The following is a 17,304-nucleotide window of genomic DNA, read 5'->3' on the forward strand; positions in this document are numbered from 1 at the left end:
GCGATACGAGGTATCCGTGAAAGCCTATGTCGTCGCCTATATCTCGACACTGTCAACGTTGGGCGGCTTGGACGCCATTTGGCTCAGCGGCATGGCGGATCGCCTCTATAGGCCCGTCATGGGCGACATGTTGATATCGGACGCTCGGCCGGTGCCCGCCATCGCTTTCTATCTGGTCTATGCAGCGGGTCTCGTCTTCCTTGCCGTGAGGCCGGGCCTCTTGTCGGGGGCGTGGCGCATGGCTGTTCTCTTCGGCGCTGTTCTCGGTTTTACGGCCTATGCAACTTATGACCTGACGAACCAGGCGACCCTCAAGAACTGGTCGACCATCCTCACGATCGCCGATCTCTGCTGGGGCACTTTTCTGTCTGCGGTTGCCGCTGGAGTGGGCTCCTGGATCAGCGCCCATATCGTCGGCGGAAAAGGCCTTCGGGCACCGTAAACTTAGGGTCCGTCAGGCGACAGCTGATGCTCCTTTGTGAATCGGCATAGGGTTCCGATGCCGATCGGCACGATAAACGATTGTTTTCGTTGGGACGACCGGGGTCACTGCGCAACGCCTACTCACACCTGAACCTCACGTTCAAGCCGGTTGCAGTTGTCGATGCGCTGGTCAAGACATTGTCGGCGCATGATGCCGATCTCGGTCAGGGCCATGTTAAGCCAACTTGCATGCCGGAACGTATAGGGGAACTCCAAACGTCGCAAGATCCGCCGCGCCTCCCACTCAGATCGCGACACTGTGTCTTCGGAGACAAGTGCGGTTGACGCGGCGGCAACTGCGCAGTCTAGATCTCAGGCGATAGCAATGGTCCGACCCGAAATTCGTCAATGGCTGAGAAACACATAGTCGGCGCTGTATGGCTCGGCATACAGACTGCCGGCGCTCTGGCACGCGCCCGCAAAGACGCCGCCCCTGGTGTTGAGCCGTTGAACCGTATCGACCTTGGAAAGAATCCCGTCACCGGCATGTGCAACGACGTCGAGCCGCAGAACCGGAATGTCCTTCTCCGTTGCTCCCGGCGCCTGTGCCGCCACCTTTCCCTCGATCCGCGAGCCGTCGGCCAACTCCCAGGACGGACCGGCGAAATGGCGCCGGACCGTCTTATCATTGGAGATGAGCGTCGCGACGGGCTCGCGAAACTGCCAGCGCAATTCGCCAGCGTTATTTGCCCGGCACTGATAGATCTGCGCACCCTCACCATGTACGGTCGCGACCACCTTGGCGCCGTCGGCCGCGATGCCATTGGCAAGCGCGGCTGCTCTGGCGCCGAAAGCCGAACCGAACATGAAGGCTGCAACGAGCGCCATCGTTCCATAGATCGCGGTGGGGACCAGCAAGTCCTTCACACGCTGGCGCTGAATCTGCCTCCTGCGCGTCGCCACAACCTCAGATCGGCCGTGTTGATGATATCGCGTCATCTCATCTTTTCCCTTGGAGTGAAGTTTCATGTCGTTTCAGGGAGTGAACGATCCTCGCGCGTTTTTATTCACGGCCCACAAAAAGATTTGACGCGCAGGTCATCCATTTGCGAACAGCCAAACCTGTCAGAAGCCTGAAGAAGTGGTTCAGACCGCATTCAGCGACAAGGACCATAATGGTTACCAATTCCGGAGTGATCCTTGCATTGCGCGCTGATCCGACCCGGTTTCTGGAGCACGACAATGTTCAGGAAAATTGTTCTTTCAACGCTCGTCTTCGCTGCGGTTGTCGCACCGCTGTCACTGACCCCTGGCGCTGCCAGCGCGCAGGAATTCTATGGTCGGCCCTGGCATGATAATCGCGGCTGGGGCGGCCCTTCGCCTGAGTGGCACCACCATTATCACCGTGATTACGGCGGCCTGGTTGCCGGGGGCATTGCCGCTGGCCTGGTTGGTGGTCTTATCGGTACCGCTATCGAAAACAGCGGCCCTCGCTATTACACGCCTTCGCCGCATTGCTGGTATCAGCGTCAAACGGTCCAAGACCAGTATGACAACGGCTATCACGTGGAAAGCGTCCGCGTCTGCAACTGATGCGGCGCGCCTTCAGAAGGGGAAATATTGTAGACGTAGCGGTTCGCTCATAGGAGGCTTCGGCCTTCGGCTGCGCCGATTTAGCAAGTGATCGAGCGCTCATCAACTATCGCAATGAGCGCCCTCTTTCACATGGCGCTGGATCCAAGGACCATCGTGAACCGACGACCCGCTTAATTGCTTCGGACCGCTCTGAGGCATCATGGCAGATTGGATAATCCCGCCGAAACCCTACTCACCGGCTCATACCTGAAGTTAGAAAAGATCACAGAGCGGCTTTCAATGAACATCGGCTGGGCAGCCTTGACCAGCTCGCACTCCACAACGCCGCTGCGAGCGGACCGGGAGGGAACCAAAGTAGCGCCAGACCGCGCGGGCGATGATCTGCGGCGGAAAGCGGTGGTTCTCATAGCTGACCGTGGGTTCGCTCGTCCCGCCCCATTATCCGCGAACCCTAAGCCACAGACAACGTGACATCGCCGGCCGGACATATGGACGCAAGCGCTCAGATCAATTATCGCAAAATATCTTGCGACCTGGGGGCGGCCGTCCACATATGGGCTTTCAAGAGCAAGCAAGACCTCTCGTCCTTGGCATCCTGATGTGGCCGAAATCAACAGCGTCTGGCATAAGCTACGCGCCAGCCATCTAATCCGCAGTCCAACCACCATCCAGTAGAATGGCGCTTCCGGTCATCATCAAGGAAGCCTCGGAGGCGAGGAAAATGGCGGCGCCGACGACATCGGATAATTGGGCTAAACGTCCAAGCTTGATTTTCGACAACACACTTTCCCGGAAGGCCGGATTGTCCAGAAATGGCTTCGTCATCGGTGTCTCGACGAACGTGGGACAGATGGTGTTGACGCGGATACGGCTTGGACCAAGCTCCACGGCCAACGCCTTTGTCATACCTTCCAACGCCCATTTCGAGGCGCAGTAGAGCGACCGGTTGGTGGCGCCGACGTGCCCCATCTGCGACGAGATGTTGATGATGGATCCCTCTATCCCGGCTTTGAGCATCGTCCTGGTCATCGTCTGTGCCGCAAAATAGGCCGCCCTCAGATTGAGACCGATGACCGCATCGAAGTCGTCCTCGGTGACATCGACCATAGGCTTCGGCCGGTTCATGCCCGCATTGTTGACGAAGACATCATAGGGCGCATGTCCCGCCACAGCTGTTGCAAAGGCGGTGATATCCGTGACGTCGGCGACGCAGAGGTCGGCTTGCCCTCCGGCCCGGATCACCTCGGAGACCGCTTCCTCCAGCTCGTTGCGGCTGCGAGCGCAGAAGGTGACGAATGCCCCCTCCTGCGCCAGCGCGATCGCAACCGCCCGACCGATGCCGCGTCCGGCGCCCGTAACGAGAGCCCGCTTTCCATCCAGTCGAAAGATAGCCTTGTGCATTATTCGGCAGCCTGGCCGTAGGGCACGTTGCGGCCGCCGTAGCGTCGGACGCGCACGTTGCATTGTTCAGCATGCCCGATAAAGCCCTCGAGCATACACAGACGCGAACCATAGGCGCCGATCATCGCCGCTGCCTCATCCGTGATCACCCGCTGGTAGCTGTGGGTCTTGAGAAACTTGCCGACCCAGAGGCCACCGGTGTAGCGGCCGGCCTTCTTCGTGGGTAGCGTGTGGTTCGTACCGATAACCTTGTCGCCATTGGCAACGTTGGTACGCGGTCCAAGGAACAGGGCGCCGTAGCTATGCATATTTTCCAGATACCAATCGTCCCGTTCGGTCATGACCTGCACATGCTCGCTTGCGATATCGTTCGCAACCGCCAGCATCTCGTCATGGGTATCGCAGAGGATGACCTCGCCGTAATCTTCCCAGCTGCGCGAGGCCGTATCAGCGGTGGGCAGGATTTTCAAAAGCCTGTCGATCTCGGCAAGGGTGCCCTCGGCAAGCTTACGGCTGTTAGTCACAAGAACCGCCGGAGAGTTGTAGCCGTGTTCGGCCTGGCCGAGCAGGTCGGTCGCACAGATTTCGGAATCGACGGTATCGTCCGCGATGACCATCGTCTCCGTTGGGCCGGCAAAGAGATCGATGCCCACACGGCCGTAGAGCTGGCGTTTCGCTTCCGCGACGAAGGCATTTCCAGGACCGACCAGCATGTCGACCGGCTTGATCGTTTCGGTGCCGAGCGCCATCGCGCCGATCGCCTGAATGCCCCCAAGGACATAGATCTCGTGCGCGCCGCCGAGATGAATGGCCGCTATCACGGCCGGGTTGGGTTCGCCCTTGAAGGGAGGCGTGGCGGCGAGGATGCTCGGAACGCCGGCAACCGACGCGGTTGCGACCGACATGTGGGCGGAAGCGACCATCGGGAACTTGCCACCCGGGATATAGCAGCCGACCGACTGCACGGGTATGTTCTTATGGCCGAGGATGACGCCCGGGAGCGGTTCGACTTCAATATCCAGCATCGAATCCCGCTGAGCCTGCGCGAAATTCCTGACCTGTGCTTGCGCGAACTTGATATCCTCCATGTCGCGGGTGGAAACCCGGCTCATGATGGCTTCAATTTCACCCGGCGAAAGCTTGAACGATGCCGGCGTGTAATGATCGAATTTTTCCGCCAGTTCACGAACGGCCGCATCGCCGCGCTTTTCGATATCCTTGAGGATCGCTTCGACGGTCTCACGCACCTTTGCGTCGTCTTCGGACCTCTCCGTCGCCGGCTTGCCCGTCTTCAGATGGTGAATTGCCATATTGCGTCACTCCTTATGAATGGCAAAAAATGCTGCGAGGAAAGCAGGTTCTCGCCTTCGCAGCGGGGATAATCAGGATTGCGACGGTTCCTTCGCGCTGCCGAAGACACGTGTCTTGAACGCACTCAGCTGGGCGAGCTTGTGGTCGCGCCAGCGGCGACGCTCGCCGAGGTCCTCGGATTTGAGGCTCTGCCGCCGTTCCTTCTCGGCGGCGGCGACCGTCTCGCTACTCCAGGGCGCCGGGTCTCGTCTGGAGAGCGCCATCTGGTGGTACATAGGGCTTAGCCGTCGGGCATAATCGGCAATGCCGCCTGGCGCATTGAGATCGATCGTTTCGAAAGGCCCCATGAAGGACCAGCGCAGTCCCAGTCCTTGCGACACGGTTGCATCGATGTCGGCGAGGTCCGCATAGCCTTCCGCGTAGAGTGCCCATGCCTCGTTCAGCAACGCTCCCTGCAGGCGATTGAGGATGAAGCCGTCGACCTCCCGCTTCAGCTGGACCGGAACCTGACCGATATCCGCCATCAGCGCCCTGCACGTTTCGACCGCCTTGGGTATCGTCCACGGCGCGGGAACGAGCTCGACGACCGGCACCAGATGCGGCGGGTTGACGGGATGAGCGATCAGGAAGCGTTCACGATTGCGGCACCCCGCGGTGAACTTGGAGGCCGGAATGCCCGATGACGACGAGCCGACGCAGGCATCGGGTGGCAGCAGCGCGTCGATGTCCATCGAAATCCCGATCTTGGCCTCGACCGTTTCGAAGACGGATTCCTGAACGTAGATCGCGTCTTCGACAGCTTCGGCCAGCGTTTTCGCAAGGGTCACGCGAGACAATATCTCGTCGACATTGCCGACAAGTCCGAGATCATGCAGGCTCGAAAGCTCCTGAGCCATCCAGCCCAAAACGCGATCCGACACCTCTTTAGAGGGATCGAAAACCGAAACCTCGAAGCCTGAGCGAGCGAAGACCAACGCCCACGCCGAGCCGACCAGCCCTGCACCAACGATTGCTACCTTTCCGCCGCTCATCAGGCTTTGATCCTTGTTTCCTCGCCATCGGCAAGGCAGATCTCGGTGATGCGCAGGCCATCTTCGGCAACATGGGACGGAAATGCGTCCCGAAGGCGTTCCTCGTGAACGGGGATGACGCGGCGCACCTCATAGTCGACATGGGAGAGCATCTCCTCGGTCGCAAGAACGAGGTTTGTCTGGCTTCCGACCGCCAAACCAACGGGTAGATAGATGTCGTCGAGATCGACGGCCGGGCCGGCACCCTTCAGGTTGTCGAACACATAGACCAGGTCGCCCGCCAACACCCAGGTGTCATCGGAATTGGGCTTGCCATCGTTTCGCACTTTCACCCACATGGAGCCGTAGGTATGGCTGTCATACGCGACATGCAGGTCGATGCCCGGCAGGACGTTTTCGCGTGCTCCGTCAACGGTAACAAGGCGCCGATCCCTTGCAAGCGCGACGCCACGCACGATGTCGCCCGGATCGACCGCCGTCATCATCCAGCGCATGCGATCAGGCAGCGACATCGCCCAGACCCACTTGGAGATCTCGCGTTCCTGGACGTAGAATGTTGCGTTCGGAAAATCCTCGACATTGCCGAAATGGTCGAAGTGGCAATGTGTGATGAAGCAATGATCGACGTCTTCGGGTTTTACTCCGACCTTTGCCAGAACATCCCTCGGCGAGCGCCAGTTTTCGACTGCGAACTTGTCGCCGAGATGTTTGCCATATTCCTTGTTGTTGTAGCCGACATCGACCATGATCGTGTGGCCTTTGCCCTTGATCACGACGTAGCAATAGGGAAGCTTCACATATCCCTGGTTATGGGCGCCGTAGATCACGCCGCTTTTGTGGTATTTCGCCACATATGAATATTCGCATACCCAGATCGAATAGTCCGCCATGTCGTACTCCTCCGTATCGTGTCAGTTTTTGGAAATCTGTGTCTCGCAGGAACAGCAGGCGTTCCGGAAATCGATCATCGCAAGGCCGCCCTTGTCCCAGGAGCTCGCCGACAGATGCTGATATGCGGCCCGCAGGCGTTCTTCCATCAGAGCAAATTCGCCATCTGGATCCATGCTGCGTCGCCATTGCGGAAAGAAATCGAGAATAGCCCGGCACAATCGGTGGCACGTATCCAGCGCCCGCACATGCGCTGCAGGAACGCCGCGTTTTTCGGTCAGTGCTCTAAGGCGCTCCTCTGCCTCCTCGCACCGGGCTTGGCAGGCCAGAAGTTCGGGCAATTCCAGCACTTCGGCGCGCCGCGTCAACTGCGCCAGGATCAGGAGACCGGCGATCTGGCCGACGACCCTGCGAAGCGCTTCGTAAATGGGACGAACCTCGACGGCATAGTCCACCAGATGGTCGCTTATCAGTCCGGCGAGCCCCGCTTGCGGATCGGCGGGCGGTTCGGTGCCTTCTTGAAGCAGGGCGCAATCGGGACGGTGGAGGATTGCCAACCGCTCGAATTGTTTCGCATTTCCACGCGATGTCATGATGCGTAACCCCGCGCTCTGGTGCTCTGACGCTCGACGAGGGCTCCCGGCGCGATCCGATGGATCTGGGGCGGAAGACGCGGCGAGGAAGACAATTTCGTCGCAAGATCGACCGTGACCGCCAGCATCTGGTCGATCGGCTGTTGCACGGTGGTCAATGAATGGGATGGCCAGGCGGCCATGGAGACATCGTCGAAGCCGACGACAGAGAGATCGGCGGGAATCGACAGGCCCGTCGAACGGAGGCCGTCCGCAAAACCGATGCCGACGATATCGTTTGCACAAAAAACGGCATCGGGCAGGGTTTCAAGTTTTCGCGCGTTGAGCGCGGCCTGAAATCCGGCCTCATAGGTGAAGCTTCCGGCTTCGATGACGATCGGACCGGACAATCCTCTGGCCAACGCCCGATCGGTGAAGCCACGTCCGCGTTCAACGTTGGTCGATGCATCGGGAAAGGCAGAAACATAGGCAAGCCGGGTATGCCCCAGATCAGCAAGATAATCCGCTACCATGGCGCCGCCAAGCACGTTGTCGCACGTCACGCCATGCTGGCTTTCCGCCCCCGCCAGGCGATTGAAGAAGATACACGGGCTTCCGGCATTTTCGCACTCGGCGATCGCGTGGGTCGACATGGGCGCGGCAACAATGACCACGAGATCGGGCTGATAGGACAAGAGAACATGGACCGCCGCATCGACTTCGCCCGTTTCGCGTGCGGCGACCAGCATCACGTTCATCCCTTCGCGCTGCAGATCGGCCGTGAGCCGCGTCATAACTTCCGGATAGAACGGGTTGCTGAGATCGGCAACGACAACGCCAACAATCCGCGTCCGCTTGGTGATCAGGCTTTGCGCATAGGGGTTGGGCTTGTAGCCCATGGAGCGTGCCTTTTCGAGCACGACCTCTCGCGTGGCGTCCGCAACAACAGCGTCCGGGTAGAATGCGCGCGATACCGTCGAGACTGACATCCCCAGTTCCCGGGCAACGTCCTTCACGGTAATGCGCTTCTTCGCAAGTGACTGTTTTTCGGGCCTTTTCACTTCAATCTCCGTGCGGTTTATTCTGATGGACGATCCATCGATTCCACGCACACTACTTTCAATTCCAGGTTTATCCAGTTGTTCGGGTCGTCGGGGGCGATGATGCCGACCCTGAGACCGGCATCATCGGTTTTGTTAGTTCACCGTGGCGTCGATCTTGGTGAGCTTGTACTGGTCGGCTGGAGCCTCGCATTTGTCGCAATTGATCCCGGGAGCATCCGGTGCCTTCTTGATGTCCTTCGGCAGCGGCTGGATCGTGGCACCTGGCGTCGGCGTCCCATTAAGCGCAGACTGGATGGACAGTTCCGGCAGAAGTTCTGGGTTGAGAACTTCCGTGACGAAGGAGGACGGCACCTTGTCAGCCGGGAAAGCGTTGCAACCGTCCTCGAACTTATCGCCCTTGCAAAGCTTGACCTTGTCGGCCGGTACCCACGGCAGCGGATATTCGATGTTTTCCGGCTTCAGGTCACGCTTCTTCTGCAGGACTTCCATCATCACCTTGAAGGCATAGCCGGCCGTCGCCGGCGGAGAGCCGGCCGAAACACCGGTCAGCCCCTTCGCCTTCATAGCGGGATCGGCGAGCGCCAGGCGGAAGCCATTGGAGTTTTCGCCGGTGACCGGGACGAGCTTTCCGCCCTTGTCGAGGAGAGCCTGGATCGCACCGTATTCACCGGCCTGGGCCCAGATACCGTCAACTTCGGGATGGGCGGCAAGAGCCTTGGCGGTTTCCTGCTGTGTCGTCCGGTCGTCCCAGTAGGAATAATATTCGGCAACGACCTTGATACCCGGATATTTGTTGAAGACACTCATCGCGCCATCCGTGTGGCGCTTGTCGACCGAGTTGCCCGGGACGCCGCGGCTGAGGAAGATGTTACCCTTGCCGCCCAGCGCGTTGACCAGTGCCTGCGCCGAATTTTCCCCGAAGCCGGCAGTCACGTAGCTGACGTTATAGGCGCACTTTTCGGTCACCGTCGCGTCGTACATGAAGAATAGCGTGCCTTGGTCGCAACCGCGCTTGATCGTGCGGTTCAGCGCGGTCGAGGAAATCGGGAAGCTGATGATGCCGTCGGCCCCATCGTCGATCATGCTTTCATAGGCGGAGATTTGCGCCTGCGGGTCGGTGCCGGAAATGACCTCCTTCAACTCGACTTGGTCATTGTAGGGCGGCGTGGCTGCGAGCGCCTTGACGATATTGGCGGCTTCCGACTGCCAGGCGTTGCCCGAATAGCTCAGGCTCAGATAGATCTTGAGCTTCTTGTCTGCCGCATGCGCGTCAGCGGTCCACATGCCGGCTGCTGCCAGCAGGCCCAAGGCCGTTGCAACGCCACGCGAAAACTTGCTTTTCATGTTTCACTCCTCCGTTGATGATTGGATTTGGGGCGGCTTCCCCTTGACGCGTTACGTCCTGCGGATCGCGCGCAACCGCTCGAAAATCTCGTCGCGCAGAAGAAGCAGGGCGACGAGAATGATGAATCCTTCGATGATGCTCCTCAGGCCGAAGCTGAGGCCGATGGCTGAAATGATGGTTCCAAGCGTGGTCAGCAGGATTGCTCCGCTGACGGTTCCGAGAAACGTTCCGCGACCACCGAGGATGGACGATCCGCCGATGACGACCGCCGCAATCGACGGCAGCAAGTAGTCGTCACCCATGCGAAGTGTTGCGCCGTTGGAATAGCCAACAAGCATCATTCCGACAAAGCCCGAGCAGATGGCGCTGATCACATAGGGAAGGATGCGGGCGACATTGACCGGGACGCCAGCGATCCTGGCAGCTTCGACGTTGGTTCCAACCGCATACATGTAGCGCCCCAGGACCGTCCGGCTCTGCACGAGCCAGCCGAAGATCACGAAGCCGATCAGAAAGATGATCGACCACTTCAAGCCAAACAGATCGCCCTTCATCAGCGCCTGAAGAGATTCCGGGGCGGCGCCACGCGGCGTGCCTTCGGTGAATCCGAGCGCGGCGGACGCGACGATGATCGCAACGGCCATGCTCATGATGAAGGGCGGCACCCGCAGGAAAACGACGCCCAGTCCCGTCATGAGACCGACCGCACCGCATGCCAGAAGCACGACAGGCAAGAGCAACAGCTGCGCCGGGTTGTGATCGCCCACCAGGCCGGTCGATAAAATTCCTCCGAGCGTGATCAGCGATGGAAGCGAAAGATCGAGACCTCCGGTCAAGACGACAACGCCTTGCCCGAAGCAGAGAACCACGAGGAAGGACCCGAGTACCAGGACGGTCTCCACCTGCGCCCAGGACCCAAGGCCGGGACTGATGAAGCGTGAGCCGAAAAGCATGAGGATGCACAGTACCGTCACGGTTACCGCGCTGATAGTTTCCCTGCTGACTGTGCTGCTCGCACGCTTGTCGGCGACGGAGCCGAAATCGGCGTTGGATTGGGGAGCCGTCGTCATGCCTTCCTCCCGATTGCGAAGTGTGACAGCAGGCCGCTGAAGACGACCGCGAGGATGAGGACGGCACCTTGAAAGATCCCGGTGTAGAAGGATGAAACGCCACTCGAAAACAGAAGCTTTTGAAGGAGCGTGAGCGTGGCTGCCCCGACGATCGAAGCGAAGAGACCACCCTTGCCGCCCGAAAGCGAGGTTCCACCGAGCGCAACCGCCGCAAAGGACAGCATCAGCAGAGGGTCACCTGCGGTCGGGCTTCCGGTTGCCGTCTGCGCGCTCAGCATATAGCCTGCAAGTCCGAAGAGCATTCCCGCGCTGACGAAAGCCATGAAGCGCACCCATCTGACATTCACGCCGGACAGAGCCGCGGCGGTCTCATCGGCGCCGATCGCATACATGGAAATGCCGAGATCCGTCCGGCGCACGAGAAGCCAGACAACTACGACGAGTGCGAGGATCATTCCCGAAACCGGGAGATTGAAGAGACGATCGGTCAGTTCATCGCTGACCCATTCGGCCACCGACCCGCCTGGCGCGTCGAGAATGACGAGGGCCACACCCTTGCAGACGATCATCGTCGCAAGCGTCGCCGCTATCGACTGGATACGTAGATAGGCGACGAGCCAGCCATTTATCGCCCCCACGACAGCACCGATGGCAAGGCAGATAATCAGGGATGCGAAGGCGCCGCCCGGTCCCTCCAGCGGATAGACCGCCATCACCACATTGGTGACCGAGACGACACCGGCGAGCGACAGATCGAACCCCTTGACGATGACGACGAAGGCCTGTCCGGCCGCAGCCAGCGCAAGCGGGACGGTGTTGTTGACGAGATTGGCGATCGCGCCGGCATTGAGCGCCCGGGGCTGCTGCGCGACATAGGCTGCGTAAAGCAGGAAGTACAGAATGCAGATCAGGACCGAGCCCTTGATGTAGGAGGCGAGCGGCCGGCGATTGCCGGAATGGACCGAACCGCTCATCTGTTTGCCCTCCGGGGCTCTTCGCCATGGCCGATCATCGCTGCAACGATCTGGCGCTCAACGATCGCATCGCCTTCAAACGTCTTGACGACCTTGCCCTGATAGAGAACCAGACACCGGTCAGCGAGCTGAACGATCTCCGGCAGTTCCGATGAGTAGAAGAGGACCGCGCCGCCCTCCTGCGCGAAGGCCCGGATCGCGTTGTAGATCGACTGTTTCGTGCCGACATCCACGCCGCGTGTGGGATCGAAAAGCAGCAGAGTTTGCGCGCCACTGGCAAAAGTGCGCGCGATCAGGGCCTTCTGCTGATTGCCCCCCGACAGATCGCCGATCGCAAACGAGAGATAACGCTCGTTCATGTCGACCTTGGCGGCCTCCTCCTTCGCCAGCCTCGGCTCTGCGCCACGGGCGATAACACCAGCCGCCGAAAGCCTCGGTAGAACGGGGAGAACGACGTTCGTTGCTGCCGTCAGACCCGCGAGGATGCCCTCAGTCTTGCGCTCTTCAGGCAGATAGGCGATGCCCGATCCCGCTTTGAGCGCCTGCCGTGGCGACGAATAGGACCGTGTCTTGCCATCGATGCGGATCGTTCCGCTGGATGGCGGCTGCAGGCCGCACAGTATCCGGAATAGCGAGCGTTGTCCCTGACCCTCCAGCGCCGCGACGCCGACGATCTCCCCGGGCTCGATGCCGAAGGAAACGCCGCCAAGCATGGAACCAGACAGATCCTCGACATCGATTCTCGGAGCTGGTCTCAAGGCCGTGGCCAAGCGCCGAGCCGGTCGTTGATGGGACACCGGTCGGCCAACCATCATCTCGAATATATTGTCGTCGCTTGCGTCCTTGAGGGAAACGGTTGCAATTGTGCGACCGTTTCGAAGCACGGTGGCGCTTTGGCAGATTTCACGAACCTCTGCGAGCCGATGCGATATATAGAGGACCGCGACACCCTTGGCGGTTACCTTGGCGATTTCACCAAAAAGCCAATCAGTTTCCGCCAGCGCGGCCGTTGGTTCGTCGAGAACCAGAACACGTTCTGCATTCTTGAGTGCCCGCACGATCTCCAGACGTTGACGATCCGCCATCGGCACGCTTGCCATTTCGGCAGAGGGATCGATGCGCGAAAGCTCGTAGTGCGCGAGAACGTCCGTTGCCTGTCGGATCGTTTCACGATGCGAAACCAGGCCTCCCGCCGTCTTGGGAAGTCGCGGCAACAGCAAGTTCTGTGCGACCGACAGGTTCGGTATCAAGCTTAGTTCCTGGAATGCCGTCGCTACGCCAAAGCTGCGTGCTTCGTTGATGGACGCCGGCGCGAAGGGAGCGCCATGCAGCAGCATCCGGCCGCGATTGGCGGTAACGGCGCCCGTAATGATCTTGACCAGGGTCGATTTGCCTGCGCCATTTTCGCCAAGCAACGCGTGGACCTCGCCCGCTTTCAGGGCAATGTCAGCCGATTCCAGCGCCACCGTGGCGCCGTAGGACTTGGTTAGTCCCTCCGACAGCAGGGCGACAGTCTCCCCCGACGCCGGGCTCGGCGCCATTGCATTCAATGTTGACACGGCATTCCTCCCGACCCAATGAACGCGGAGATCCATTGGAAACGTTCTCAGCAAACGTTCTCTGAGAACGTTTGCATTAAGCTCTTGCGGAATCCTATCGTCAAGGGGGAAGGGCTATTTGCGTTCAGAATTTTTCTGGGGCGCCGTTCACGCAGGACGGACTTCAGTCACACCACGACACAGCTTACGGCCGAGTATCGGTGCATTTCAGTACCGGCGTAAGTTCGTAGACGAACGATTTGGTAAATGAGCTGACACGAAGATCTGCAAAGGTACCGTCACATTGTTCGAAGCATGCCCGCATGGGGCCTGCTTCTGCCACCTCTGATCTGTTCCTTGGGCGACCCAATCGCCCGTTGGGAGTTTGGATTTCCAAGAACGCAGGCCACCCCTCGAGCCGCTGTCGAGAAATTCGAAGCGGATGGCTTTGTGTCCGCGTGGTCGCTGGTTCGGTTCCCTTCAAGGCGTCCTACCTACAACTCGCTCAAACTTAGTTCTTCGAGGCAACTTTCGGCTTCGGTTGATACAGACGCCGTTTGACTTTCGAGCGTAGAGCATTGCGCAGATCTTTGTCCGCGATCGAAAGGTCGAACCATTCCGGATCAAAGTAGCCACCGCACCACCGAATGGTTTCAGCATATTCTGGATCTTCCCGATCGGCGATGATCTCCAGGAAACGCTCATATCCCGATACGCCACCAACATCTTCGGGCGGTCGCGCCCTTTCCCCGGCGACACAGCTCCCGTGTTTGGGCGTAGCGGCGAGCGTCAAGAACTGCTCGACCGCAACTGTGTGTCGCCAGCCATCCCCGAAATCATAGTGGTAACTGAAGACATGCCGGCAAAGGCCGGGGAGGCCTGAGATCACCGCATGGCGGTAGCAATAGATCGTGCGATGGTGGATGCGGATTTGTGGTATTGCTTCCAGTTGTCTGGGCGTCGGTGTAGAAACGCGCCATCGCGCCTATAGACAGGCTCGCAAGCTCGTCCCATCACCTGCCTTCATCACTCTCGTCCTGCTTTAAAGTGCCGGGAAGCCGATGAATCCTCACTCAATACTTTGGACTTTGATCTCTCAGCATTGCGCTGTTCGGCGAAAATCGACCATGCGGCGATAAACAAAGCGGCGATCAGGGGGCCGATGACGAAGCCGTTGATGCCGAACAGGGAGATGCCGCCGACTGTCGAGATCAGCACGACGTAGTCGGGCAGTCTCGTTCCCTTGCCGACCAACGGCGGGCGCAGCAGATTGTCGATCAGCCCGATAACGAAGATACCGATGAGAACGAGGATCGCTGCTTTCAGCCAGGCTCCCACGAGGACCAACCAGATAGCAGCCGGACCCCATACGAGCGCCGCTCCGATAGCAGGCAGCATCGACAGGAACGTCATCGTCACGCCCCATAACAGAGCGGCCTCTACACCCAGAGCCCAGAATGCCACGCCGCCGATCGTGCCCTGGACGATCGCGATGATGATGTTTCCCTTGACGGTAGCGCGCACGACAGCAGAAAACTTGTCGAGAAACTGCCGCGTATAATCGTCGCTCAACGGGATGGCATGCCGGATCTTGCCGCTGAGGTCAGCGCCATCTCTGAACAGGAAGAAAAGCAGGTACAGCATGATGCCGAAGCTGATGAAGAACTGCAGGGTATTTTGACCAAAGCTGAGCACGCTGCCGCCGATCGACCGGCTTGCCTGCACGACGCCCGACGAAATGTTCGCGCCCAATTCCGAAAAACCGCCGAGCTTTAGTGAGGTCAGCCAGTTTTCGATAAAGGCGGGCAGGGCATTCTGGATCCGGACCAGATATCCATTGAGATCGATTTCGTTGCTGCTGATCCGTTGGTAAAGGCTGGTTCCTTCCTGGATAAGTGACCCGAGAATGATCATTGCCGGCACGATAACGAGGCATATGCACATCAACACCGTCAGCAGGGCGGCGATGCCGCGGCGGCCTCCTAACAAATGCTCCAGTCGCTTGTGCACCGGAAAGAAAATGATTGCCAGGATAACGGCCCAAAAGACAGCGCTGTAATAGGGAATAAGCAGCCAGATGAACGCGATCGTCACAAGCGCCAGAAGGACGTAAAAGCTCGTACGCTGAATTGACATGTCTGCCTTGTTCCTCGCCGGTCTCTTTTCTCACCAGCTATACAAGAATTTAGCACAAGACAGCTTCGGCAGGTGAGGCGGCTCCTTATGCGGTGGGAATCCTAAAGTCGCCCGAAAGCATGCCGGCCATTGCATCTGCTATGGCATGGTTGTTGTAGGGCTTTGAGAAGAACCGGCTCCCCTTGGGAAGGCTGCTCTCTTCGAGGATCGCCATGCCCGAAGCAACAATCAACTTCACCGGCGGCCATCGATCGCGGATGTAGTGGGATAGCTTGATCCCGTCCATCGTTCCCGGCATCTGCACGTCGGTGAACACCAGGTCGATATCGGCTCTCGATTCCAGGATTCGAATTGCCTCGTCGGCATTGCTCGCCTCAAGCGCCTCGTAGCCCGCAGATTGCACCAGGTCGACGGCGCCCATTCGAATGATAGCGCTGTCTTCGACCACCAGCACGACTGCCTTGCCATTAAACATATGCCACTCGATTTTCGTGTGAGCCTGGAAAGCCGGGCTCGGATTAGCGTTTCAGCGAGTGATCGGTTCCTATGCCGCCGCCGGAATTCTGGTTCGGCGGTCGGCGTCGCCGCGATGACTGATCCTCACGGCCGTGCCTGGGTTTGCATCAGACAAGTTAATCTCGCCCCGCAAATTCCTGGCAAGCGCCTCGACGATACCGGTGCCGAGGCCAGCCTTGGGTGCATCGCTGCCGGCTGGCATGCCGACGCCGTTGTCGGTCACCGTGAGGGTCCAGTCAGTGCGGTCCGAGCGATAGTCGATCACGATCCTGCCCGTCTCCTGCTGGGCGAAGGCGTGCTTCAGAGCATTGATCACCAATTCCGTCACGATCAGCCCCAGGCTTATGGACACGTCCGCTTCAACGGCGCTGTCGTCAACCGTCACCGAAATCGAGAGCCGATCCTCATCGGCAATCATCGATGCGCCGAGGCTCTCGCAAAGTTGCGTGAAATAGCTGCGAAGCTCGACGATGCCGCCAGATGATGTTGAGAGTTGCTTCTGCACGGCCGCGATCGACATGACCCGGTTATGGGCATCGTGAAGATGTCCGCGTGCTTCCTCTGACTGCATCCGACGAGCGCTTTGCATAAGGACGCTCGCGATAATCTGAAGACTGTTTGCCACCCGGTGCTGGACTTCCTGTATCAGGATTGCCTTCTCCCGGACGAGATCGTCTTTCTGTTTTGCTTCGGCACGCGCGTCAGTCACGTCGGTGATGGCCACCAGGAGCCGGGTATGGTCCTTGTTGCCGTCGTCGAGAACCTGCGCATTGACGATCAACTGACGTGTCTTCCGCTCAGACCGTTTGAGGTCGATCTCGTAGGCTTTGATCCTGGCACTCCCGGACGCTGTCGCCTTCAGCAGCGAAGCGAGTTTTGGCATTGCCCATTCGCCGTTTCCAAGCTCACTGAGCGCTCTGCCGGGAATTGTCGCTGGATCGATCTCAAAGGTCCGGCAGAACGACGTGCTGGCTGCAATAACCTTCTGGTCTGCGGACAAGAAAAGCAACGGCTCGTTCGACGAGACCACCACGGCAAGCGTGCTCGCCGCTTCAAAATGAGCAATCGGTTCTTTTGACATGGAAATGGCCCTCAGGGGCCGAAAACTCGCGCAGCGAGCCATCACTCGGCAGGAACGCCGCCAACGCAAACCTAGACGGACGCTCTGACATACCGTAGCACGTCTACTGTGGATCAGCACCACACTTAATTGACACGGCAGGTCACAAGGCGGTTCTTCAATGCTCGCCAAAGATATCGCATCAGGGAGGCTCAGGACAGTCCGGCTAATTTTGACCTTGCTGACAAAACGGGTCACAAGGATCACGGCCAGATGTAAAGTTTGAGACTGCAACCATATGCTGAATCTGCTTGTCCTGAAAACTAAAAGTTGACAAGGTGCGGCGGTTGGTCCATATATCCACCGTCGATATTTGCTT

The 17,304-nt window shown here is 59.0% G+C and carries 16 protein-coding genes and 2 pseudogenes; 2 read left to right on the plus strand and 16 right to left on the minus strand.

Features of this window, described 5'->3' with window-relative positions; translation table 11 throughout:
- Positions 1-16 precede the first annotated feature (16 nt).
- A complete protein-coding gene (locus EV561_RS31635; RefSeq protein WP_165927990.1) occupies positions 17-442 on the plus strand; it encodes a DUF2177 family protein in 426 nt (141 codons plus the stop codon).
- Between the two features lie 131 nt (positions 443-573).
- Here the strand turns inward: EV561_RS31635 and EV561_RS38125 are convergent.
- Together EV561_RS38125 and EV561_RS31640 are read right to left on the minus strand one after the other, a co-directional pair.
- Positions 574-723 (minus strand): annotated as a pseudogene (locus tag EV561_RS38125) (IS630 family transposase); the annotation flags it as partial.
- A 105-nt stretch (positions 724-828) separates the two neighbouring features.
- Positions 829-1,422, minus strand: coding sequence for a DUF3455 domain-containing protein (locus EV561_RS31640; protein ID WP_245513121.1), 594 nt, complete (start codon positions 1,420-1,422; stop codon positions 829-831).
- Positions 1,423-1,665: 243 nt separating this feature from the next.
- Between EV561_RS31640 and EV561_RS31645 the strand changes: the two genes are divergently transcribed.
- On the plus strand, positions 1,666-2,016 hold the full coding sequence (locus EV561_RS31645) for a hypothetical protein (protein ID WP_132527876.1): 351 nt from the start codon (positions 1,666-1,668) through the stop codon (positions 2,014-2,016).
- Between the two features lie 648 nt (positions 2,017-2,664).
- On the opposite strand, the gene EV561_RS31655 is transcribed toward EV561_RS31645, so the two are convergent.
- The 14 genes and pseudogenes from EV561_RS31655 to EV561_RS31720 form a co-directional block, all read right to left on the minus strand.
- A complete protein-coding gene (locus EV561_RS31655) occupies positions 2,665-3,420 on the minus strand; it encodes an SDR family NAD(P)-dependent oxidoreductase (RefSeq protein WP_132527877.1) in 756 nt (251 codons plus the stop codon).
- Positions 3,420-4,730, minus strand: coding sequence for a histidinol dehydrogenase (gene hisD, locus EV561_RS31660; protein ID WP_132527878.1), 1,311 nt, complete (start codon positions 4,728-4,730; stop codon positions 3,420-3,422). The genes EV561_RS31655 and hisD overlap by 1 nt, the downstream gene beginning before the upstream one ends.
- Before the next feature lie 72 nt (positions 4,731-4,802).
- The gene (locus tag EV561_RS31665) at positions 4,803-5,762 is read right to left on the minus strand and encodes a 3-hydroxyacyl-CoA dehydrogenase (protein WP_132527879.1); all 960 of its coding nucleotides are present in this window, start codon (positions 5,760-5,762) and stop codon (positions 4,803-4,805) included.
- Positions 5,762-6,652, minus strand: coding sequence for an N-acyl homoserine lactonase family protein (locus tag EV561_RS31670; protein WP_132527880.1), 891 nt, complete (start codon positions 6,650-6,652; stop codon positions 5,762-5,764). The genes EV561_RS31665 and EV561_RS31670 overlap by 1 nt, the downstream gene beginning before the upstream one ends.
- Positions 6,653-6,673: 21 nt before the next feature.
- On the minus strand, positions 6,674-7,243 hold the full coding sequence (locus EV561_RS31675) for a hypothetical protein (RefSeq protein WP_132527881.1): 570 nt from the start codon (positions 7,241-7,243) through the stop codon (positions 6,674-6,676).
- On the minus strand, positions 7,240-8,283 hold the full coding sequence (locus EV561_RS31680; RefSeq protein ID WP_132527882.1) for a LacI family DNA-binding transcriptional regulator: 1,044 nt from the start codon (positions 8,281-8,283) through the stop codon (positions 7,240-7,242). Before EV561_RS31680 ends, EV561_RS31675 begins: the two co-directional genes overlap by 4 nt.
- Before the next feature lie 135 nt (positions 8,284-8,418).
- Positions 8,419-9,630 (minus strand): sugar ABC transporter substrate-binding protein, encoded by a 1,212-nt coding sequence (locus tag EV561_RS31685; protein WP_132527883.1) that lies wholly within the window; start codon positions 9,628-9,630, stop codon positions 8,419-8,421.
- A 51-nt stretch (positions 9,631-9,681) separates the two neighbouring features.
- Complete coding sequence (locus tag EV561_RS31690; RefSeq protein ID WP_132527884.1) at positions 9,682-10,701, minus strand: ABC transporter permease; 1,020 nt, start codon at positions 10,699-10,701, stop codon at positions 9,682-9,684.
- Positions 10,698-11,675, minus strand: coding sequence for an ABC transporter permease (locus EV561_RS31695; protein ID WP_132527885.1), 978 nt, complete (start codon positions 11,673-11,675; stop codon positions 10,698-10,700). The genes EV561_RS31690 and EV561_RS31695 overlap by 4 nt, the downstream gene beginning before the upstream one ends.
- Positions 11,672-13,234: a sugar ABC transporter ATP-binding protein gene (locus EV561_RS31700; RefSeq protein WP_245513122.1), complete on the minus strand. Its 1,563-nt coding sequence runs from the start codon at positions 13,232-13,234 to the stop codon at positions 11,672-11,674. Before EV561_RS31700 ends, EV561_RS31695 begins: the two co-directional genes overlap by 4 nt.
- 490 nt (positions 13,235-13,724) lie before the next feature.
- A pseudogene (locus EV561_RS31705) lies at positions 13,725-14,069 on the minus strand (plasmid pRiA4b ORF-3 family protein); the annotation flags it as partial.
- 170 nt (positions 14,070-14,239) lie between these two features.
- Positions 14,240-15,349, minus strand: a complete 1,110-nt coding sequence (locus tag EV561_RS31710) for an AI-2E family transporter (RefSeq protein ID WP_132527886.1) — start codon at positions 15,347-15,349, stop codon at positions 14,240-14,242.
- Positions 15,350-15,434: 85 nt separating this feature from the next.
- Positions 15,435-15,824, minus strand: a complete 390-nt coding sequence (locus EV561_RS31715) for a response regulator (protein ID WP_132527887.1) — start codon at positions 15,822-15,824, stop codon at positions 15,435-15,437.
- A gap of 69 nt (positions 15,825-15,893) precedes the next feature.
- On the minus strand, positions 15,894-16,946 hold the full coding sequence (locus tag EV561_RS31720) for a histidine kinase dimerization/phosphoacceptor domain -containing protein (RefSeq protein WP_132527895.1): 1,053 nt from the start codon (positions 16,944-16,946) through the stop codon (positions 15,894-15,896).
- Between the last annotated feature and the right edge of the window lie 358 nt (positions 16,947-17,304).

Origin of the sequence: Rhizobium sp. BK376, from assembly GCF_004341625.1 — a bacterium.
GTDB lineage: Bacteria > Pseudomonadota > Alphaproteobacteria > Rhizobiales > Rhizobiaceae > Rhizobium.